The following is a 20645-nucleotide window of genomic DNA, read 5'->3' on the forward strand; positions in this document are numbered from 1 at the left end:
CCGGCAGGGCCCCTCGAAGCGTTCACGGGCCGAAGTGTTCACGGGCGCGGGGCGGATACGTTCGCGCGGGCCGAGCCGTGCGCGGAGGCGGGGGCAGCGGGCTGGGCGGCGAGGCGTTCGCCGATCTCCCGCAGTCCCGCCAGGTCGTGCACATCACCGGGCAGGGCGGCCACTTCCGCCACCGCGACCTCCGGATGCAGAGAGGTGAAGCGGTCGCGCGTGCGGCGCTCGCGGTCGAGCACCTGCATGCGCTCGGCGTGCAGCCGCAGCAGACCGGCCGCCGTCCTGGAAGCCTCTGAGGTCTCGCTGGAAGCCGCTGAGATCTCCGGAGCATCGCTGATCCGTGAAGCGCCGCTGATCCGTGAAGCCCCGCTGCTCTGTGAAGCGTCGCTCGATTCTCCCGAAGACGCCGGCTGGGGGAGGCCGCTCTCGGGAGGGGACGGAACCGTGGGAGCGTCGGTGCCTGCGACGCGGGCGGTACGTGAGCCAGCTTGCCCGCTGTCACGATCCACAATGCCGCCATCGGCAAGATTTTCCGATGAAAGCGCTTCCGCCGCGGCCAGCGCCCGCTCGGCCGTCAGCTGGTCGGCCGCGCTCCCGTGCACGCGGTTGAGGACGACGCCCGCCAGCGGCATCCGCTCCGCGGCCAGCCGCTCCACGAAGTACGCCGCCTCCCGCAGGGCGTCCCGCTCGGGGGCCGCGACGACCAGGAAGGCCGTACCGGGTGCCTGCAGCAGGCGGTACGTGGCGTCCGCCCGGGTGCGGAACCCGCCGAACATGGTGTCCATGGCGGCGACGAACGTCTGGACGTCCCGCAGGAGCTGGGCCCCCATCAGCTTGTTCAGCGGCCCGCTCATCACGGACATGCCGACGCCCAGGAACTTCATCCCGGCCCGTCCGCCGAGCTTCGCCGGCGCGACCAGCAGCTTGATCAGCTTCCCGTCCAGGAACGACCCGAGCCGCCCGGGAGCGTCCAGGAAGTCCAGCGCCGAGCGGCTGGGCGGGGTGTCCACGACGATCAGGTCCCACTCGTCGCGGGAGCGGAGCTGGCCGAGCTTCTCCATGGCCATGTACTCCTGCGTGCCCGCGAAACCGGCCGACAGGGACTGGTAGAAGGGGTTCTCCAGGATCGCCGCGGCGCGCTCCTTGTCGGAGTGGGCCTCCACGATCTCGTCGAAGGTCCGCTTCATGTCGAGCATCATGGCGTGCAGCTCGCCCCCGGCGGACGAGTCGATCCCGGGCACCCGGCGGGGCACGTTGTCGAGCTCCTCGATGCCCATCGACTGCGCCAGCCTGCGCGCCGGGTCGATCGTCAGCACGACGACCTTCCGGCCGCGCTCCGCCGCCCGTACGCCGAGGGCCGCCGCGGTGGTGGTCTTGCCGACGCCGCCGGAGCCGCAGCACACCACGATGCGGGTGCGGGGGTTGTCCAGGACGGGGTCGATGGCGAGGACGGAGGCGGTGTCGAGGCCCTTCCGCTGGGCCGGCAATTCTGCTGTCACTGCGCCACTCCTTGCTTCCGCAGTTCGCGCGCCATGCGGTACAGCCCCGCCAGGTCAACGCCGTCGCCGAGCAGTTCCAGTTCGTACGTGGGCAGGCCGAGCGCCGCTATGCCGGCGCGGCCGCGGTGCTCCAGGGCGAGCCGCTCGGTGTGCTCGCGGGCCTCGGTCAGCAGGGGGCCGACCAGCTGCTCGGTGAGGCCGGGGCCGCGCGCTCCGCCGAAGCCGGTGCGCTCCAGGGCGTGCGAGAGGGCCTGGGCGACGGCGGTCCGCCGGCCGTTCGCGGCGGCCTCCACGGCCGCCGCGTCCAGTATCTCCGGCCGCACCATGTTGATGACGACGCCGCCCACGGGAAGGCCCGCCGCGCGGAGCTCCGCAACGCCGTCGCACGTCTCCTGGACGGGCATCTCCTCCAGCAGCGTCACGAAGTGCACTGCCGTCTCCGGCGACTTGAGCACCCGCATGACGGCCTGCGCCTGATTGTGGATCGGGCCGATCCGGGCGAGCCCGGCCACCTCGTCGTTCACGTTGAGGAAGCGGGTGATGCGGCCGGTGGGCGGGGCGTCCATGATCACGTGGTCGTAGACGAAGCGGCCCGTGCGGTCCTTGCGGCGGACCGCCTCACAGGCCTTTCCGGTCAGCAGGACATCGCGCAGTCCGGGCGCGATGGTTGTCGCAAAATCGATGGCGCCTATCTTCCGCAGAGCGCGCCCCGCGCTGCCGAGTTTGTAGAACATCTGGAGGTAGTCGAGGAGCGCCCGCTCGGCGTCGATGGCCAGGGCGAACACCTCGCCCCCGCCGGGCGCCACCGCGATCTTGCGCTCCTCGTACGGGAGCGCCTCCGTCTCGAACAGCTGGGCTATGCCCTGGCGGCCTTCCACCTCCACCAGGAGAGTGCGCTTGCCCTCGGCGGCGAGGGCAAGCGCGAGTGCCGCGGCGACCGTGGTCTTGCCGGTTCCGCCCTTGCCGCTGACGACATGGAGCCTGCTCATGAATCGGAGCCTAATTCGTCGGCAACGCCCTTGCGGCGCCAGGTGGCGACATGAGGTCATTCGTCGCCGGCGAGAGGCATTACAGTCGGCCTATGACCAAATGGGAATACGCCACCGTGCCGCTGCTCGTGCACGCGACCAAGCAGATCCTGGACACCTGGGGCGAGGACGGCTGGGAGCTCGTCCAGGTCGTCCCGGGGCCGAACAACCCCGAGCAGCTGGTGGCCTACCTCAAGCGGCCGAAGCCGTGAGCGCCGTCGAGAGCAGGCTCGCCGAGCTCGGCCTGAGCCTGCCCGAGGTCGTGCCGCCGCTGGCCGCCTACCAGCCGGCCGTGCGCTCCGGTTCGTACGTCTACACCGCGGGCCAGCTGCCCATGGTCAAGGGTTCCATCCCGGTGACGGGCAAGGTCGGCGCCGAGGTCAGCGCCGAGCAGGCCAAGGAGCTCTCGGCGACCTGCGCGCTGAACGCCCTGGCGGCCGTCAAGTCGGTCGTCGGTGACCTGGACCGCATCGTGCGCGTGGTGAAGGTCGTCGGCTTCGTCGCCTCCGCCCCCGACTTCACCGGCCAGCCGGGCGTCCTCAACGGCGCCAGCGAGCTGCTCGGCGAGGTGCTCGGCGAGAAGGGCGTGCACGCCCGCTCGGCCGTGGGCGTCGCGGTGCTGCCGCTGGACGCGCCGGTCGAGGTCGAGCTCGTGGTCGAGGTCCGGGACTGAGCTGACGTCCGGGACTGAGCTGACGTCCAGGGCCGAGCCGAGGTCTGCGACTGAGCCGAGGCCCAGGACCGAACCGGAGCCCAGGACTGAGCTGAAGCCGGACTGATCGGGCTTCGGCCGGAATCCGTTCACTCCTGTCCGGTGGCGCCGCCTCGCCCACCGCGGGCTCCGGGCCCTCGAACATCCGCCCGTGAGCGCATAGCATCCGGCCATGTCGACTTCGAACGGCCAGTGGTATCCGCCGGAGTGGCCGGACCGGATCAGAGCGCTCACGCGGGGCGAGCTCAAGCCCGTCACTCCCCGCCGTGCGGCGACCGTCCTGCTGCTGCGCGACGGATCCGGCGGCCCCGCCGTCCACATGCTGCGCAGACGCGCCTCCATGGCCTTCGCCGGAGGCGCGTACGCGTATCCGGGCGGCTCCGTCGACCCGCGCGACGAGCGGGACGTGCCCTGGGCCGGACCGGCCCCCGCTGACTGGGCCCGGCGCCTGGGCGTCGACGCCGCTTCCGCACAGGCCGTCGTGTGCGCCGCCGTCCGGGAGACCTTCGAAGAGGCGGGGGTGCTGCTCGCCGGGCCCACCCCCGGCACGGTCGTCGCGGACACCACCGGGCCCGAGTGGGAGGCCGAGCGGGCCGCCCTCGTCAGCCGTGAGCTGTCCTTCGCCGACCTCCTCGTACGGCGGGGCCTGCTGCTGCGCAGCGACCTCTTGGGCGGCTGGGCGCACTGGATCACGCCCGAGTTCGAACCGCGCCGCTACGACACCTGGTTCTTCGTCGCCGCGCTGCCCGAGGGACAGCTCACCCGCAACGCCTCCACCGAAGCGGACCGGACCGTGTGGATCCGCCCTGCGGAGGCGGCCGCCGGCTTCGACCGCGGGGAGCTGCTGATGATGCCGCCCACCATCTCCACGCTGCGCGAGCTGGTCCCGTACGGCAGCGTCGCCGAGGCCCTGACCGCCGCGCGTGACAGGGATCTCACCCCCGTCCTGGCCAGGGCGCGGCTCGAAGGCGGGGAGATCGTGCTGAGCTGGCCCGGACACGACGAATTCACCCGGCACGTCGCCATGAAACCCTCGGGACCTTCGGAGGCCGACTCATGACATCCGCGACCGAACTTCCCGGCCGGCCCCGCGGAGGGGCCCTCGGCGGCCCCGCGACGGCGCGCGCGACCTGTGTCCTTGCGCCCAACCCGTCCCCGATGACGCTCGACGGCACCAACACCTGGATCGTCGCCGAGCCGGATTCCGACCTCGCCGTAGTCATCGATCCCGGACCGCTGGACGAAACGCACCTTCAGGCCGTCGTCTCGACCGCCGAGGCGGCCGGAAAGCGCATCGCGCTCACTCTCCTCACCCACGGCCACCCCGACCACTCCGACGGGGCCGCCCGCTTCGCCGAACTGACCGGTACGCACGTACGGGCCCTCGACCCGGCGCTGCGCCTGGGCGGTGAGGGGCTGGGCATCGGGGACGTGGTCACCACCGGCGGCCTGGAGCTGCACGTGATCTCCACGCCCGGCCACACCGCGGACTCTCTGTGTTTCCACCTGCCCGCCGACGGGGCGGTGTTCACCGGAGACACGGTGCTGGGCCGTGGCACGACGGTCGTCGCCCACCCCGAGGGCCGGCTCGGCGACTACCTCGACTCGCTGCGCCGGCTGCGGGCGCTCACCGTGGACGAGGGAGTGGAGACGGTGCTGCCGGGCCACGGGCCGGTCCTCGACGACGCGCGCGGTGCGGTCGACTTCTACCTCGTGCACCGGGCGAAGCGGCTCGCGCAGGTGGAGACCGCAGTGGAGAACGGCTACCGCACGCCGTCGGAGGTGGTCGCCCACGTCTACGCGGACGTGGACCGTTCGCTGTGGCCGGCAGCGGAGCTGTCCGTACGGGCGCAGCTGGAGTACCTGGGCGAGCACGGGCTGATCCAGTGAGCCGGTAGCCCCCGGGGCTCGTAGCCCCGGTGGTCTCGGGGCCCGGTAGCCCCCGGCGGCTCCGCGCGTGCATGCCGAAGGCCCCTGCCATGCGTGGCAGGGGCCTTCCGAGCTCGTGGGCGCGCCGGAGGGCGCTTCCGTCGGGCCGTGCGCCCGGGGCGTGCGGCGTGCACGCCCCGCACGCGGCGCGTCAGCGAGAGCGCTTCGCGAGCCGCTCCACGTCGAGGAGGATCACCGCACGGGCTTCCAGACGCAGCCAGCCACGGCCGGCGAAGTCGGCGAGGGCCTTGTTGACCGTCTCGCGGGAGGCGCCGACCAGCTGGGCCAGCTCCTCCTGGGTGAGGTCGTGCACCACGTGGATGCCTTCCTCGGACTGCACGCCGAAGCGGCGCGAGAGGTCCAGCAGGGCCTTGGCGACGCGGCCGGGGACGTCCGAGAAGACGAGGTCCGACATCGAGTCGTTGGTGCGGCGCAGCCGGCGGGCGACGGCGCGCAGCAGGGCGGTGGCCACCTCCGGGCGGGCGTTGAGCCACGGCTGCAGGTCGCCGTGGCCGAGGCCGAGCAGCTTGACCTCGGTGAGGGCGGTGGCGGTGGCGGTGCGCGGCCCGGGGTCGAAGAGCGACAGCTCTCCGATGAGCTCACCGGGGCCCAGCACGGCCAGCATGTTCTCGCGGCCGTCGGGGGAGGTGCGGTGGAGCTTCACCTTGCCCTCGGTCACCACGTAGAGGCGGTCGCCGGGGTCCCCTTCGTGGAACAGGGCGTCGCCCCTCGCGAGGGTGGCCTCGCCCATGGAGGCGCGCAGCTCAGCGGCCTGCTCGTCATCGAGCGCCGCGAAAAGCGGGGCGCGCCGCAGAACGTCGTCCACGAGTTCTCTCCTTGTCGACATGCACAGGGGACCGTGGTCCCCATGATGCCCGTCGGTAAAACTGTGTGATCAAACACAAGTGTCGCGCATCGTCGCCCGAAGCCCTACGGCAGGGGTCCGATTGGGCTGTGGTTTTTCTGCGTGAGGGCATGATGTCAGTGGCGGGCCTTAGTCTGGCCGGGTGTCCAATACGCCGGTGAGAGCACAGGGCAAGGGGGCCGGAAGGGTGACTCCGCCTCGTAATTCCGCTGTGGGCGAACGCGCGCCTGCGGGGGCGGCGAAAGCCGCGAAGAAGGCCAAAAAGGAAAGCGGAGAGCCATCTTCCGCAAAGGCGGCCAAGGCCGCGGGGGGCGGCGCCGCCGTGAAGGCCGCCGGCAAACCGGAGTCGCGCACGGCCCTCGTCCGCCGCGCCCGCCGGATCAACCGCGAGCTCGCCGAGGTCTATCCCTACGCCCACCCCGAGCTCGACTTCGAGAATCCCTTCGAGCTCCTGGTCGCCACGGTCCTCTCCGCCCAGACGACGGACCTGCGCGTCAACCAGACCACTCCCGCCCTCTTCGCCGCCTATCCCACGCCCGAGGACATGGCCGCGGCCGACCCCGAGGCGCTGGAGCAGCTCATCCGGCCCACGGGCTTCTTCCGCGCCAAGGCCAAGTCGCTCATCGGCCTGTCCACCGCGATCCGCGACCGCTTCGGCGGAGAGGTGCCCGGCCGCATAGAGGACCTCGTCAGCCTCCCCGGCGTCGGTCGCAAGACCGCCCATGTGGTCCTCGGCAACGCATTCGGCCGGCCGGGGATAACGGTGGACACCCACTTCGGGCGGCTCGTGCGGCGCTGGAAGTGGACCGAGGCCACCGACCCGGAGAAGGTCGAGGCGGAGATCTGCGCGCTCTTCCCCAAGAGCGAGTGGACCATGCTCTCGCACCGCGTGATCTTCCACGGCCGCCGCATCTGCCACTCCCGCAGGCCCGCCTGCGGCGCCTGCCCGATCGCCCCCCTCTGCCCCTCGTACGGGGAGGGGGAGACCGATCCCGAGAAGGCCAAGAAGCTCCTGAAGTACGAGAAGGGCGGCAAGCCCGGCCAGCGGCTCAAGCCCCCGCCCGACTACCCGGGCCTGCCGGCCCCGCCGCTGGGAGGCGACGCATGACGAGCACCTACGGCCGGGGTGCCGCAGTCACCGCGGAGGGCCTGCCCGAGTGGCTGGAGCCGGTGGCGCGCGCCTCGCAGACGATCGAGCCCCACCAGCTCAGCCGCTTCCTGCCGCCCGAGACCGGCGGCCGGCAGTCCGCCGTGCTCGTCCTCTTCGGCGACGGCCCCAGGGGCCCGGAGCTGCTCCTCCTGGAGCGCGCCGGGACGCTGCGCTCGCACGCGGGCCAGCCGTCCTTCCCCGGCGGCGCCCTCGACCCGGAGGACGGCGATCCGGCCGCCGGCGGGCTCGTCCGGGCCGCCCTGCGCGAGGCCGAGGAGGAGACCGGGCTCGATCCCTCGGGCGTCCAGATCTTCGGCGTGCTGCCGCAGCTGTACATCCCGGTCAGCGGATTCGTCGTCACGCCCGTGCTCGGCTGGTGGCACAAGCCCAGCCCCGTCCAGCCGGTCGACGAGGCCGAGACCGCCCGCGTCTTCACCGTGCCCGTGGCCGACCTGACCGACCCGGAGAACAGGGCCACCGCGGTGCACCCGAGCGGCCACACCGGACCCGCCTTCCTGGTCGAGGGGGCCCTCGTGTGGGGCTTCACCGCCGGCGTGATCGACCGGATCCTGCACTACGCGGGCTGGGAGCGCCCCTGGGACCGCGATCGGCAGGTACCGCTGGACCGGCGGGCCTGAGGGGCATGAGACGGTGATCCCGGCTCCCGCCGTCCCCCGGGCCGGCGACACCGCAGACGACATCATTGCGAGGCATACCCGGTGAACGTGCTGGACATCGTGCTGCTGATCGCCGCCGTGTGGTTCGCCGTCGTCGGCTACCGCCAGGGCTTCGTGGTCGGCGTGCTGTCGGTGATCGGATTCATCGGCGGCGGCCTCGTAGCGGTGTACGTCCTGCCCGTCATCTGGGACAGCGCCACCGACGAGGCCACTCCGGGCATGGCCGCCGCCATAGCGGCCGTCGTCATCGTCATCGTGTGCGCCTCCGTTGGCCAGGCCGCCACCACCCACCTGGGCAACAAGCTCCGCCGCCACATCACCTGGTCCCCGGCCCGCGCCCTGGACGCCACCGGCGGCTCCCTCGTCAACGTCCTGGCGATGCTGCTGGTCGCCTGGCTGATCGGCTCCGCCCTCGCCGGCACGTCCCTGCCGACGCTCGGCAAGGAGGTCCGCAACTCCAAGGTGCTGCTCGGCGTCGCCCGGGTGGTGCCGCCGCAGGCCAACACGTGGTTCGCGGACTTCAGCACGGTCCTCGCGCAGAACGGCTTCCCGCAGGTCTTCGCGCCCTTCTCCACCGAACCCATCACCAACGTGCCCGCCCCCGACCCCGGGCTCGCGGGCAGCCCCGTCGCCACGGAGGCCCAGCGCAGCATCGTCAAGGTCGTCGGCACCGCGCCCAGCTGCGGCAAGGTCCTGGAGGGCACCGGCTTCGTCTTCGCCCCGCAGCGGGTGATGACCAACGCCCACGTCGTCGGCGGCGTCGACGAGCCCACCGTGCAGGTCGGCGGCCAGGGCCGGCAGTACGAGGCCAAGGTCGTCCTCTACGACTGGAAGCGCGACATCGCCGTGCTGGACGTCCCGGCCCTGGAGGCGCCCGAGCTGCGGTTCGCCCCGGGCGACGCGGAGAGCGGCAAGGGCGCGATCGTGGCCGGCTTCCCGGAGAACGGCTCCTACGACGTGCGCGCCGCGCGCGTCCGCAGCCGCGTCCAGGCGAACGGCCCGGACATCTACCGCCGGGGCAACGTCCGCCGCGACGTCTACTCGCTCTACACCGTCGTCCGCCAGGGCAACTCCGGCGGGCCGCTGCTCACGCCGGACGGCCGCGTCTACGGAGTGGTGTTCGCCAAGTCCCTCGACGACGCCGAGACCGGCTACGCCCTGACGGCGGACGAGGTCCGCGGTGACGCCGCCAGTGGCCGCCGGGCGACCGAGCGGGTCAACACCCAGGGCTGCGCCCTCTGAGGCCTTCGGGGGCCCTTCCGGGGGCTTTCCCGGGCTTCCCGGCGCTACCGGGTCGGCGACTGCAGGGGTTGGCGACTGACGAGGCCGGCCCTGTGCGGATCAGCGGCCGCGCGGGTGATGGCGCAGCCGCGCGGACACCCATCGGGCACGCCGCCGGATGATGCGCGGAATGCCGATGCGCGGATCGTGCCCGGCGGATGGCCGGTGCTCGACCCTCCCGGCCCTCTCCGGCATCTCGCTCACGATCAGCGCGGCGTCGCCCTCGGCGCCCCGCTCCTGAGTCACGTCACGGTAGTCGTGCGTCCAGCCCATACCGTGCTCTGTGCCCGGGCGGAAAGGTCGGTAATCGCCCGGGGGTCGCTCGGTTGGCCTATGCGCCGGGCAATTGGCCGTTCGAAGAACGGACGTTCCCCTTCGGTTTACGGAGCGTGGCACGCCCCGTGTCCCGTCGGCCCGAGGCCTTTCGGCCAGTGCTACCGGTCCGGTTCCGGATCCTTGAGCCAGTTGATCAGCTCGGTCGAGAAGGCCACGGGATCCTCTTCGTGCGGGAAGTGGCCGAGCCCGTCGAAGAGCCGCCAGCGGTACGGCGCCTCCACGTACTTCCCGGAACCCGCCGCGCTGCGCGTGCGCATCACCGGATCGAGGGAACCGTGCAGGTGCAGCGTGGGCACCCGGACGGGCCGCTTCATGCGCCGGTTGAACTGGAGGCCGTCCGGCCGGGCCATCGACCGCACCATCCAGCGGTACGGCTCGATCGAGCAGTGCGCCGTCGACGGGATCGACATCGCCCGCCGGTAGGTGTCCACGGCCTCGTCGTCCGGCTGCCGCGGCCCCGACCAGTCGCGCACCAGGCGTCCCACCAGGGCCGCGTCGTCGGCGACCAGCCGGCGCTCCGGGATCCACGGCCGCTGGAAGCCCCAGATGTGGCTGCCGGCGGAGCTCTGCTTGGGGTCGGCGAGCATCGCCGAGCGCCAGCGGCGCGGGTGCGGCATGGAGGAGACCGCGAGCCTGCGCACGAGCTTGGGCCGCATCACGGCCGCCGTCCACGCCAGGTAGCCACCGAGGTCGTGGCCGACCAGGGCGGCGTCCGGCTCGCCCAGGGAACGGATCACGCCGGTGATGTCGAGGGCCAGGTTGGCCGGGTCGTAGCCCCGCGGCGTACGGTCGCTGCCGCCCACCCCGCGCAGATCCATGGCCACCGCCCGGAAGCCCGCCTCCGCGAGCGCCGGCAGCTGGTACCGCCACGTCCACCAGAACTGCGGGAAGCCGTGCAGGAGCAGCACCAGCGGCCCGTCGCCCATCTCGGCCATGTGGAACCGCGCGCCGTTCGCCGCGACGTCCCGGTGGGCCCAGGGCCCCTCGGGCCGGACGACCGAAGCGGCGGAGCCACCCGGGGTGCCCGCCGGGGCGGGCTCCGGCACGGCGGCGGCCGGAAGATCGGGGTCGGGCGACTCGGTCACTGCGGAGGTCTCGGGCACCGTCATACGGTCGAGCGTGTCACAGATGCGTCGGCGGGGCTCGTGTCCGTCAGAGGGCGCGGATGCGGCTTGACGGTGCCCAGCACGGCGGCCGTCTGCTTCGCCGAGGCGATGCTCTTCTCGGGCTTGCTGACCTTCTTGAACTTGGTCACCGCCAGCAGCCCCAGCAGCCCCGCGATCAGCAGGTACGCGCCGCCGACGATCAGGAACGACCAGGCGAGCCCGAGACCGAGGTTGTGGATGCCGTACGCGGCCGCGAAGCTCAGCACGGGCAGCGAGAACAGCGCGAGCGTCCCGGCCGCACCGATCGCACCGCCGCCGATGCCCACCCGCTTGACGTCCTGCCGCAGCTCGGCCTTGGCCAGTGCGATCTCGTCGTGCACCAGCGCGGACAGCTCGGTGGTGGCCGTAGCCACCAGCTGGCCGAGAGTGCGGTTCGCACCGTTCGCACCGTCGTCGGCTGCGCTCATCGGCTGCTCCCTCATCTTCGTCGCCACGTCATCCGCGGGCTTTCAGCGGATGTAAAGACTCTCAGATCATGCCGGACCATCGTCCCGGGTGGTGGGCCCGGAGGCGACTTCGGCCAGCCTGCGGTGCTCGGCGGCCTTCGCCTCCAGGATTGCCGCCATCCGCAGGTGGTAGTCCGGGTTGCCCTGTTCGTAGATGTCGGGGATGCCGTCCTGGTCCTCGTCGCGGTCCTCGTCCGCGCACAGTTTCTTGTACTTGTTGTCGCGCAGCTTGAGGAGCACGCTCGCGACGACCGCGGCGATCAGCGAGCCGACGAGCACGGCCGCCTTGATCTCGTCGGCGAGCAGCAGGTCCGTGCCGAAGGCCAGCTCGCCGATGAGCAGGGACACCGTGAAGCCGATGCCCGCGAGCGAGGCGACGGCGAGCACGTCGGGCCACTTCAGGTCCGGATTGAGCTCGGCCCGGGTGAACCTCGCGGCGACCCACGTCCCGCCGAAGACGCCGATCGTCTTGCCGGCCACCAGACCGAGAACGACGCCCAGCGTCTCGGGCTTGGTGAAGACGTCCGACAGCGCACCGCCGGAGACCACCACCCCCGCCGAGAACAGGGCGAAGAGCGGCACCGCCAGGCCTGCCGAGAGGGGGCGCACGAGGTGCTCGATGTGCTCCCCCGGGGAGTGCCGCTCGCCCTCGTGACGGTGGCAGCGCAGCATCAGGCCCATGGCCACGCCCGCGATGGTGGCGTGGACGCCGCTGTTGTACATCAGCGCCCAGTTGACGACGGCCAGCGGCACGTAGACGTACCAGCCGCGGACCCCCTTGCGCAGCAGGAGCCAGAAGACGGCCAGGCCCAGCACGGCGAAGCCCAGGGCGGCGAAGTTCAGTGTCTGCGTGAAGAAGACCGCGATGATCAGGATCGCGAACAGGTCGTCGACCACGGCCAGGGTGAGCAGGAACGCGCGCAGTGCCGAGGGCAGCGCCGTGCCGATGACGGCCAGGACGGCCAGGGCGAAGGCGATGTCGGTGGCGGTGGGGACCGCCCAGCCGGCCGGCGAGCCGTTGCCGCTGGTCGCGACGGTCAAGTAGACGAGCGCGGGCACGGCCATGCCGCAGATCGCGGCGATGACGGGAAGCAGCGCCGCCTTCGGGTCGCGCAGCTCGCCGGCCACCAGCTCGCGCTTGAGCTCGATGCCCGCGACGAAGAAGAAGACGGCGAGCAGGCCGTCGGCCGCCCAGTGCTGCACGGAGAGGTTCAGCCCCAGGGAGCCCGGACCGAAGTGGAAGTCGCGCACGGCCTCGTAGCCGTCGCGCAGCGGGGTGTTCGCCCAGATCAGCGCGGCCACGGCGGCGACGAGCAGGAGCACACCGCCGACGGTCTCGGTACGCAGGGCGTCGGCGAGGAAGTTCCGCTCGGGCAGCGGCAACCGGCCGAGGAATACGGAACGGCGGTTCTTGGGCGCGGCCACGGCGGGGGACCTCCTGGGCGTCGGATACACGTGTGCTGTGTGCCGACCAGACTTCCCGGCGCGCCTCTGATTCTTGTCGCGATTTTTACGCGACCACCACTTACCTTAACCGGAAAGGGTGAAAGGGCGCCCGGCTGCTTGCCGGGCGCCCTTCCTTATGACCAGGTGTTCGGTCCTTATGACCGGGTGTTCGGTCCTTCCCTGCTCAGTCCTCGGAGGCAGCCGAGGGGAGCTGGGACTGGATGAGGTCCATGACCGAGGAGTCGGTCAGGGTGGTCACGTCACCCAGGGTGCGGTTCTCGGCCACGTCGCGCAGGAGGCGGCGCATGATCTTGCCCGAGCGGGTCTTGGGCAGCTCGGCGACCGGCAGGATCCGCTTGGGCTTGGCGATCGGGCCGAGCTGCTTGGCGACGTGCGCCCGCAGCTCCTCGACCAGGCCCTCCTCCGTGGCGTCGGCGCCGCCGCGGAGGATGACGAAGGCGCAGATGGCCTGGGTGGTCTGCGGGTCCGCCGCGCCGACGACCGCCGCCTCGGCGACCTTCGGGTGCGAGACCAGCGCGGACTCGACCTCGGTGGTGGAGATGTTGTGGCCGGAGACGAGCATGACGTCGTCCACGCGGCCGAGCAGCCAGATGTCGCCGTCGTCGTCCTTCTTGGCGCCGTCGCCCGCGAAGTACTTGCCCTCGAAGCGGGACCAGTAGGTGTCGAGGTAGCGCTGGTCGTCGCCCCAGATGGTGCGGAGCATCGACGGCCACGGCTCGGTGAGGACGAGATAGCCGCCCGAGCCGTCCGGCACCTCCCGGGCCTCGTCGTCCACGACCGTGGCCGCGATGCCGGGGAGCGGGACCTGCGCCGAGCCCGGCTTGGTCTCGGTGACCCCGGGCAGCGGGCTGATCATGATGCTGCCCGTCTCCGTCTGCCACCAGGTGTCGACCACCGGGGTGCGGTCGCCGCCGATGTGCTTGCGGTACCAGACCCAGGCCTCGGGGTTGATGGGCTCGCCGACCGAGCCGAGCACGCGCAGGCTGCTCAGGTCGAACTTGGCCGGGATGTCGTCGCCCCACTTCATGGCGGCGCGGATCGCGGTCGGCGCGGTGTAGAGGATCGTGACGCCGTACTTCTGCACGATCTCCCACCAGCGGCCCTGGTGGGGGCTGTCGGGCGTGCCCTCGTAGAGCACTTCGGTGGCGCCGTTGCTGAGCGGGCCGTAGACGATGTACGAGTGGCCGGTCACCCAGCCGACGTCGGCGGTGCACCAGAAGACGTCCGACTCCGGCTTGAGGTCGAAGACGGCGTGGTGGGTGTACGACGTCTGGGTCAGATAGCCGCCGGTGGTGTGCAGGATGCCCTTCGGCTTACCCGTGGTGCCCGAGGTGTAGAGGATGAAGAGCGGGTGCTCGGCGTCGAACGCCTGCGGCGTGTGCTGCTCGGGCTGGCGGTCGACGAGGTCGTGCCACCACACGTCGCGGCCTTCGGTCCAGCCGATGCCGTCCTGGCCCGTGCGGCGGACGACGAGGACGCTGCGGACGTTCTCCGTGCCGGGGCGGGTGAGGGCCTCGTCCACGGCGGGCTTCAGGGCGGAGGGCTTGCCCCGGCGGTAGCCGCCGTCGGCGGTGATGACGACGCGGGCGTCGGCGTCGTTGATGCGCGTGGCGAGGGCGTCGGCGGAGAAGCCGCCGAAGACCAGCGAGTGCGGTGCGCCGATCCGGGCGCAGGCGAGCATCGAGACGACGGCCTCGGGGATCATCGGCAGGTAGATGGCGACGCGGTCGCCGGCCCGCACGCCCAGCTCGGTGAGGGCGTGGGCCGCCTTGGAGACCTCGCGCTGGAGGTCGGCATAGGTGATGGTGCGGGTGTCGCCGGGCTCGCCCTCGAAGTGCAGGGCGACGCGGTCGCCCAGGCCGTTCTCCACATGGCGGTCGACGCAGTTGTACGCGACGTTGAGCTTGCCGTCGGCGAACCACTTGGCGAACGGCGGGTTCGACCAGTCGAGGGTCTCGGTCGGCTCCGTCTCCCAGCTCAGCCGGCGGGCCTGCGCCGCCCAGAAGCCCAGCCGGTCAGCCCTCGCCTGCTCGTACGCCTCCGCGGTGACATTGGCGCTCGCGGCCAGGGCGGCAGGCGGTGTGAAGCGGCGTTCCTCCTTCAGGAGGTTGGCCAGGCTCTCGTTGCTCACGACATCTCCCTTTCTCAGGGTGCCCGTTGGGTGATCGTGCTGTGCCCGTGGGTGCCCGTAGTGTCCCGGGGCATAGCTCACCAGCCCGGGGCACACCCTGACAAGGGCTGTTGATAAAAATGGTTTAGACCTGTAGTGGGGTCCGGAGCGCGATCACGAGGGGATACGGACGGCCTCGGGAACCTCGGGCCGTACGGCCGTGAAGGTGCGCGAGGGCGGGTCCAGCACATAGGCCTGGGCCTCGCCCACGTGGAAGTACATGCCGTGCAGCTGGAGCGTTCCTTCGGCCACGCGGCGGGCGACGCAGCTGTGGGCCATCAGGTGGTCGAGCTGCTGCACCACATTGACCAGCGCCAGGCGCTCCAGGGCGTCCGCCACGGGCCGGTCGGCCACCGCCACCTCGCCGCGGCCGAGCCTGCCGATCCGCCGCGTGCGGGCCAGGCTCGGGCGGCCGTGCCGCAGCCATCGCGTGAGCGTGGTCTCCGCCGGGCCGGGGTCCGTGCCTTCGGAGTCGAGCAGCGCCTGCATCGCCCCGCATCCCGAGTGCCCGCAGACGGTGATGCTGCTGACCTTCAGCACCTCCACCGCGTACTCCACGGCCGCGCCGACGGAGTCGCACGAGCCGTCCGTGGCGGGCGGCGGGATGAGATTGCCGACATTGCGCACCGTGAAGAGGTCGCCCGGGCCGCTGGACGTGATCATGCTGGTGACGAGCCGGGAGTCCGCGCAGGTGAGGAAGAGCTGGGTCGGGCACTGGCCCTCGCGGGCGAGCCGCGCCAGCTCGTCCCGTACGAGCGGGGCCGTATTGCGCTGGAAGGCGCTGACGCCGCCGAGGAGCTGCCGGCCGCCGGCCGGCGCGACGGTGCCGGCCGGTGCAGTGGGCCGGGTGCAGTGGTGGTTGCGCCAGGGCGTCCAGGGGCGGCACGCGTGCGTGCCGGCCGGCTGGGCGATGGGCCGCCCGCCGCGCCCCCTGAGCGTGACCCATCCGCCTCGCGCGCGATGGGCGTTCGTCCACGACTGCAGGGTGTCGTACGCGGTGTGGTCCATGAAGGAGCCGCCCAGCTCCACGACGACACCCGCCCCCGGCGGCACCTGGGCGAGCGCCCGGCTCAGCTTGGGGACCGCCAGGAACGTCAACTGGCCGCTGACGCGCACCAGGTGGCCGCCGTCCTCCTCGTCCACGGTGATGCGCGTGTGGGCGAGGCGGCGCAGGGAGAGGAACGCTGTGACCACGATGCCGACGGCGACGCCCTGCAGGACGCCGAACAGCACCACTGCCCCGAGCGTGGACGCGTACATCGGGAACTCGCGGTGTCGCTGGACGTGCTTGATGTGCGCGAAGCTCACCATTTTCACTCCGACCACCATCACCAGCGCGGCGAGGGCCGCCAGCGGGATCAGCTCCAGGGCCGTCGCGAGAAGGCCGGCGCAGAGCAGCACCCACAGGCCGTGCAGGACGGTGGACTTACGGGAGGCGGCGCCCGCCTCCACGTTCGCCGACCCGCGGATCGCGCCGCCGGCGACCGGCAGGCCGCCGAGGAGCCCGGACACCACATTGGCCGCTCCTTGGCCGGCCAGCTCGCGGTCGAGCCCGGCCGGCTCCTGCTGCAGGCCCGCCCGCTCCGCGCGCAGCCTGTCGACGGCGACGGCCGCCAGCAGCGACTCCATGCTCGCCACGAGCGTGACCGTCAGCACCGCAGCGAAGACGCCCAGCACCGGCCCGTCCGGCAGGGCGGGCAGCGCCTGCAACTGCCACTGGGGAAGGGAGACGCGGGGCACGGGCATGTTGGTGCTGACGCCGGTGGCGATGGCGACGGCGGCCAGCGGGGCGGGGACCGTACGCAGCCACTGCCCCGCCCGGCCGGGCAGCCGGGGCCAGCCCACCAGCACCGCCGCCGTGACGGCCCCGACCAGCAGGGCCGGGGGATGCGGGTGACCCAGCTCCGAAGGAAGGTCGGCCAGATTCTCCAGAGCGGAGCTGTTAGGGGTGCCGCCCAGGACGACGTGGAGCTGACCGAGGGCGATCGTGACACCGATGCCGGCGAGCACACCGTGCACGATCGCCGGGCTGACGGCCAGCGCACTGCGGGCCACCCGGGCCGCCCCGAGGGCCATTTGGGTCAGCCCGGCGAGCGCGGTGATCGCGCAGGTGGCCCGCCAGCCGTACCGCTGCACGAGCTCGGCGGTCACCACGACCAGGCCCGTGGCGGCGCCGCTCACCTGGAGCGGCGCGCCGCCGAGCAGCCCCGCCACGATGCCGCCGGCCGCTGCCGCCACCAGCCCGGCCTGGAGCGGCGCCCCGGTGGCCAGCGCAATGCCGAGGGAGAGCGGCACGGCGATCAGGAAGATGACGAAGGAAGCGGAAAGATCCCGGTGCCAGCTCGACCGGTCGGCGGCGGGCCTGCCGCCGGGGGCCGGTTGGGGGTGGTGCGGCGATGGTGGCTGAGGCTGCATGGGCGTTCCCGTCTTCGTCGGGGCGGCGCGGACGCGCAGGAGAGGCGGCCGTGGTCACGGCGCGCAGCGGCGGAAGCGGCTGCGGTGGCGGGGGTTAACTCAACTCTCGGTAAACGGATCGTAATGGAGAGTAAAGAGCCGGGGAAGGGCGGCGGCTCGAATAAAGGCGCGGTTCCGCCTATTGAGTGAATTCGTCATTTTATCCGCTTGTCATTCCGATAAATGAGGTCCGGCCGTGCGAGGTTGAGGTGCCGGATCGGGCAGTCAGCGAAGGCAGAGGTGGCTGATGGCCGCTGGGTGGAAAGTGGCGCTGGGCGGCCTCACGGCCCTTGCCCTGGCGACGGGTTCGGCGGGCTGCTCGGGCGATGCCGCGCCCGGCACGCTGCGCGGCTCCGCCGACCCCGAGGCCGGCCGCCGTCCGGTCCGCCTCATCGGCGACGGTTCCACCGCCGACACGGGCCCCCAGCCCGGACAGCCGGCGGCCGACCGGCTGCAGCCCGGGCACAGGCCGCCGCAGTTCGTCGTCTTCTCGTGGGACGGTGCGGGCGAGGACGGACAGCACCTGTTCTCGCGCTTCCGCGAGGTCGGCAGGAAGTACCACGCCACCATGACGTACTTCCTCAGCGGCGTGTACATGCTGCCCGCCGGCAAACGGCGCGTGTACGCACCGCCCAGGCACCGGCGCGGCGCCTCGGACATCGGCTTCAACACCGTGAAGGGCGTCAGGGACACGGTGGAGCAGCTCCGCGGCGCCTGGCTGGACGGGAACGAGATCGGCACGCACTTCAACGGCCACTTCTGCGGCCCCGGCCAGGGGGTCGGGACCTGGTCGCCCAAGGAGTGGAAGAGCGAGATCCGGCAGGCGCGCTCGCTGGTCGGGAAGTGGAAGACCAACGCCGGCCTGAAGGAAGAGGACCCGCTCCCGTTCGACTACGGCAAGGAGCTCGTCGGCGGCCGCGCCCCCTGCCTCGAAGGCCAGCGCAACCTCGTCCGGGCCGCCAAGGACATGGGCTTCCGCTACGACGCGAGCTCCGTCGGCGGCCGCCAGGTCTGGCCCCGCAAGCTCAACGGCCTCTGGGACTTCCCGCTGCAGGACGTGCCCGTCCCCGGGCGGGACTTCGAGACCCTGTCGATGGACTACAACTTCCTCGCCAACCAGTCCGGGACGACCCGGGGCGACCGTGCCCTCCACCGCGCCTGGGGCCGCCAGATGCGCGACGGCCTCCTCGCCGGCTTCCGCCGCGCCTACCGCGGCAACCGGGCGCCGTTCTTCATCGGCGACCACTTCGAGTCCTGGAACGGCGGCACGTACATGCGGGCGGTCGAGGACACCATCAAGACCGTCTGCACGAAGGAGGAAGTGCGCTGCGTGTCCTTCAAGCAGCTGGCCGACTGGCTCGACGCGCAGGACAGCAGGCTCCTTGCGGCGCTGCGCGGGCTCGACGTCGGCCAGGCCCCCGAGGGCGGCTGGGAACGCTTCCCCGCCGCCCGGCGCGTCAGGCGGGCTGCGGAGTAGACGCCCAGCGCTCGTCCAGGACGAAGGACGGGTCGACCTGGGCCGCCAGGTCGGCGCCCGTCTTGGCGTTGCCCCAGCTCTCCGCGTTCTTCAGGTGGAAGTGGACCATCTGGCGGGTGTAGCGCTGCCAGTCCCGCAGCTCGTACGAGCCGTCGGCCGTCTCGCGCAGGGTGCGCAGCGCCCGGTGGTTGTGCTCCTCGAGCAGGCCGAAGCGAGGCGGCCGGCCCTTCTCCATCGCGCGCACCCACTCGGAGTGGCCGAAGGTCACCAGGAGGTCCTCGCCGACCTCGTCGCGCAGGAAGTCGATGTCGTCCTGGCCCTGCACCTTGTTGCCCACGACCTTGAGGCAGACGCCGAAGTCGCGTGCGTACTCCTTGTACTGGCGGTAGACGGACACGCCCTTGCGGGTGGGTTCGGCGACCAGGAACGTCATGTCGAACCGGGTGAACATCCCCGACGCGAAGGAATCGCTGCCGGCGGTCATGTCGACGACGACGTACTCGCCGGGGCCGTCCACCAGGTGGTTGAGGCACAGCTCGACCGCCCCGACCTTGGAGTGGTAGCAGGCGACGCCGAGGTCGGACTCGGTGAACGGGCCGGTCACCATCAGCCGTACGGGGCCGCCGTCGAGCTCGACGGGGCGGGCGCACGCGGCGTAGACCGGGTTGTCCTCGCCGATCCGCAGCAGGCGCGAGCCCTCGCCCGGGGGCGTCGTCTTGATCATTGTCTCGGCGGAGGTGATGCGGGGGTTGCTGCCGCGCAGATAGTTCTTGATCAGGGGCAGGTGAGCGCCCATCGCGGGCAGTGCGGAGGTCTCCTCCTCGTCCAGCCCGAGCGCCGCGCCGAGGTGCTGGTTGATATCGGCGTCCACCGCCACGACGGGGGCGCGGTCCGCGGCGAGGTGGCGGATGAACAGCGAGGACAGCGTGGTCTTCCCGCTGCCGCCCTTCCCTACGAAAGCGATCTTCATGTTCACCAAGCGTAGGTGGGAGGGTGCACGGAGTGAGAGCGCTGAGTGAAGAAGACCACTCGTTCGAGGGGTGTAGACCCGAAGTGCGTACTGTCTTACGCATGAGTACGACTGCCGATCCGCTCGCCGCTCTTGCCTCGCTGCCCGGCGTGGCCGACTCCGTGGACTCCGTGCGCAAGGCGGTGGACCGCGTCTACGGGCACCGGGTGATGCGCCGCCGCAGCAACGAGATCACCTCCGAGGCCGCGCTGCGCGGCGCGCGCGGCTCGGCCGCGCTGTCGGGCGCCGACTGGGCGCTCGAAGAGGTGCGCCGCCGCACCGACTTCGGTGTCGAGACGGAGGCGCGGACCGTGGGTGCGGCCCTCCGGCTGACCGCGGAGGCGGGGCAGCTGCTGAGCGTGTGGCGGCAGTCGCCGCTGCGGGTGCTGGCCAGGCTGCACCTGGTGGCCGCGGGCGGGACTCGGCCGGACGAGACGGTCGGCCGGCCCCGGCTGGCGGGCGAGCCGGTCGACGAGCCGCTGGTCCGGCTGGCGGTGCCCGGCGCGTCGGAGGTGGCGGGCCGGCTGGAGGGCCTGGCGGGGCTGCTCCTCGCGGGCACGGAGGCGCCCGCGCTGGTGACGGCGGCCGTGGTGCACGGCGAACTGCTCGCGCTGCGCCCCTTCGGGTCGTTCAACGGCCTGGTCGCGCGGGCCGCCGAACGCATCGTCCTGGTGGGCAGCGGGCTCGATCCCAAGGCGGTCTGCCCGGCCGAGGTCGGCCACGCCGAGCTGGGCGAGGAGGCCTATCTGGCGGCGCTCGACGGCTATGCGTCGGGGACGCCGGAGGGCGTCGGAGCCTGGATCGCGCACTGCGGCCGGGCGGTCGAGCTGGGCGTGCGCGAGAGCACGGCGGTGTGCGAGGCGCTCCAGCGCGGAGCCGCCTGACGGGGCGCCCGGCGCGCGGAACTTCCTGCGCCGGGCCTGCCTGAAGTGAGGAAAGTCCCGGACAGGGTTGCGGCGGCACCGGTCAATTCCGG

General features: G+C 72.0%; 19 protein-coding genes. 9 read left to right on the plus strand and 10 right to left on the minus strand.

Annotated elements, in window-relative coordinates:
• Positions 1 to 38: 38 nt before the first annotated feature.
• Entirely contained in the window at positions 39 to 1502 is a 1464-nt protein-coding gene (locus ACFZCD_RS07685; protein WP_391828861.1) for an ArsA family ATPase, read from the minus strand.
• Positions 1499 to 2491 (minus strand): ArsA family ATPase, encoded by a 993-nt coding sequence (locus tag ACFZCD_RS07690; protein ID WP_391828862.1) that lies wholly within the window; start codon positions 2489 to 2491, stop codon positions 1499 to 1501. Before ACFZCD_RS07690 ends, ACFZCD_RS07685 begins: the two co-directional genes overlap by 4 nt.
• A 92-nt stretch (positions 2492 to 2583) precedes the next feature.
• Between ACFZCD_RS07690 and ACFZCD_RS07695 the strand changes: the two genes are divergently transcribed.
• From ACFZCD_RS07695 to ACFZCD_RS07710, 4 genes are all read left to right on the plus strand, one after another.
• Positions 2584 to 2742, plus strand: coding sequence for a DUF4177 domain-containing protein (locus ACFZCD_RS07695; protein WP_086785308.1), 159 nt, complete (start codon positions 2584 to 2586; stop codon positions 2740 to 2742).
• Entirely contained in the window at positions 2739 to 3203 is a 465-nt protein-coding gene (locus tag ACFZCD_RS07700) for a RidA family protein (protein ID WP_391828863.1), read from the plus strand. Before ACFZCD_RS07695 ends, ACFZCD_RS07700 begins: the two co-directional genes overlap by 4 nt.
• A 211-nt stretch (positions 3204 to 3414) precedes the next feature.
• Positions 3415 to 4302 carry an NUDIX hydrolase gene (locus tag ACFZCD_RS07705; RefSeq protein ID WP_391828864.1) on the plus strand — a complete coding sequence of 296 codons (888 nt, stop codon included), beginning with the start codon at positions 3415 to 3417 and terminating at the stop codon, positions 4300 to 4302.
• On the plus strand, positions 4299 to 5132 hold the full coding sequence (locus ACFZCD_RS07710) for an MBL fold metallo-hydrolase (protein ID WP_391828865.1): 834 nt from the start codon (positions 4299 to 4301) through the stop codon (positions 5130 to 5132). The genes ACFZCD_RS07705 and ACFZCD_RS07710 overlap by 4 nt, the downstream gene beginning before the upstream one ends.
• A gap of 190 nt (positions 5133 to 5322) precedes the next feature.
• On the opposite strand, the gene ACFZCD_RS07715 is transcribed toward ACFZCD_RS07710, so the two are convergent.
• Entirely contained in the window at positions 5323 to 5997 is a 675-nt protein-coding gene (locus ACFZCD_RS07715) for a Crp/Fnr family transcriptional regulator (protein WP_030367278.1), read from the minus strand.
• Positions 5998 to 6247: 250 nt separating this feature from the next.
• Here ACFZCD_RS07715 and nth point away from each other — a divergent pair, with 250 nt between their 5' ends.
• The 3 genes from nth (at position 6248) to ACFZCD_RS07730 (ending at position 9105) form a co-directional block, all read left to right on the plus strand.
• A complete protein-coding gene (gene nth, locus ACFZCD_RS07720; RefSeq protein ID WP_391828866.1) occupies positions 6248 to 7144 on the plus strand; it encodes an endonuclease III in 897 nt (298 codons plus the stop codon).
• Positions 7141 to 7824 carry an NUDIX hydrolase gene (locus tag ACFZCD_RS07725; protein WP_391828867.1) on the plus strand — a complete coding sequence of 228 codons (684 nt, stop codon included), beginning with the start codon at positions 7141 to 7143 and terminating at the stop codon, positions 7822 to 7824. Before nth ends, ACFZCD_RS07725 begins: the two co-directional genes overlap by 4 nt.
• 81 nt (positions 7825 to 7905) lie before the next feature.
• A complete protein-coding gene (locus ACFZCD_RS07730; RefSeq protein WP_391828868.1) occupies positions 7906 to 9105 on the plus strand; it encodes a MarP family serine protease in 1200 nt (399 codons plus the stop codon).
• A 99-nt stretch (positions 9106 to 9204) separates the two neighbouring features.
• Here the strand turns inward: ACFZCD_RS07730 and ACFZCD_RS07735 are convergent, their stop codons facing one another.
• From ACFZCD_RS07735 to ACFZCD_RS07760, 6 genes are all read right to left on the minus strand, one after another.
• Complete coding sequence (locus ACFZCD_RS07735; RefSeq protein WP_391828869.1) at positions 9205 to 9417, minus strand: hypothetical protein; 213 nt, start codon at positions 9415 to 9417, stop codon at positions 9205 to 9207.
• Positions 9418 to 9578: 161 nt separating this feature from the next.
• A complete protein-coding gene (locus tag ACFZCD_RS07740) occupies positions 9579 to 10589 on the minus strand; it encodes an alpha/beta fold hydrolase (RefSeq protein WP_391828870.1) in 1011 nt (336 codons plus the stop codon).
• Positions 10586 to 11053: a phage holin family protein gene (locus ACFZCD_RS07745; RefSeq protein ID WP_391828871.1), complete on the minus strand. Its 468-nt coding sequence runs from the start codon at positions 11051 to 11053 to the stop codon at positions 10586 to 10588. The genes ACFZCD_RS07740 and ACFZCD_RS07745 overlap by 4 nt, the downstream gene beginning before the upstream one ends.
• A 66-nt stretch (positions 11054 to 11119) precedes the next feature.
• Positions 11120 to 12517: a Na+/H+ antiporter NhaA gene (gene nhaA / locus ACFZCD_RS07750; RefSeq protein WP_391828872.1), complete on the minus strand. Its 1398-nt coding sequence runs from the start codon at positions 12515 to 12517 to the stop codon at positions 11120 to 11122.
• A gap of 205 nt (positions 12518 to 12722) precedes the next feature.
• Positions 12723 to 14690 (minus strand): acetate--CoA ligase, encoded by a 1968-nt coding sequence (acs, locus tag ACFZCD_RS07755; RefSeq protein ID WP_391828873.1) that lies wholly within the window; start codon positions 14688 to 14690, stop codon positions 12723 to 12725.
• A gap of 153 nt (positions 14691 to 14843) precedes the next feature.
• Positions 14844 to 17144 carry a SulP family inorganic anion transporter gene (locus ACFZCD_RS07760; protein WP_391828874.1) on the minus strand — a complete coding sequence of 767 codons (2301 nt, stop codon included), beginning with the start codon at positions 17142 to 17144 and terminating at the stop codon, positions 14844 to 14846.
• A 283-nt stretch (positions 17145 to 17427) separates the two neighbouring features.
• Between ACFZCD_RS07760 and ACFZCD_RS07765 the strand changes: the two genes are divergently transcribed.
• On the plus strand, positions 17428 to 18660 hold the full coding sequence (locus ACFZCD_RS07765) for a hypothetical protein (RefSeq protein WP_391829017.1): 1233 nt from the start codon (positions 17428 to 17430) through the stop codon (positions 18658 to 18660).
• Here the strand turns inward: ACFZCD_RS07765 and ACFZCD_RS07770 are convergent.
• Entirely contained in the window at positions 18641 to 19630 is a 990-nt protein-coding gene (locus tag ACFZCD_RS07770; protein WP_391828875.1) for an ATP-binding protein, read from the minus strand. The genes ACFZCD_RS07765 and ACFZCD_RS07770 overlap by 20 nt on opposite strands.
• Positions 19631 to 19731: 101 nt before the next feature.
• On the opposite strand from ACFZCD_RS07770, the gene ACFZCD_RS07775 reads away from it, so the two are divergent.
• Positions 19732 to 20553 (plus strand): oxidoreductase, encoded by an 822-nt coding sequence (locus ACFZCD_RS07775; protein WP_391828876.1) that lies wholly within the window; start codon positions 19732 to 19734, stop codon positions 20551 to 20553.
• Positions 20554 to 20645 lie beyond the last annotated feature (92 nt).

This window comes from Streptomyces sp. NPDC008001 (genome assembly GCF_042958085.1).
In the GTDB taxonomy this organism is placed as follows: domain Bacteria; phylum Actinomycetota; class Actinomycetes; order Streptomycetales; family Streptomycetaceae; genus Streptomyces.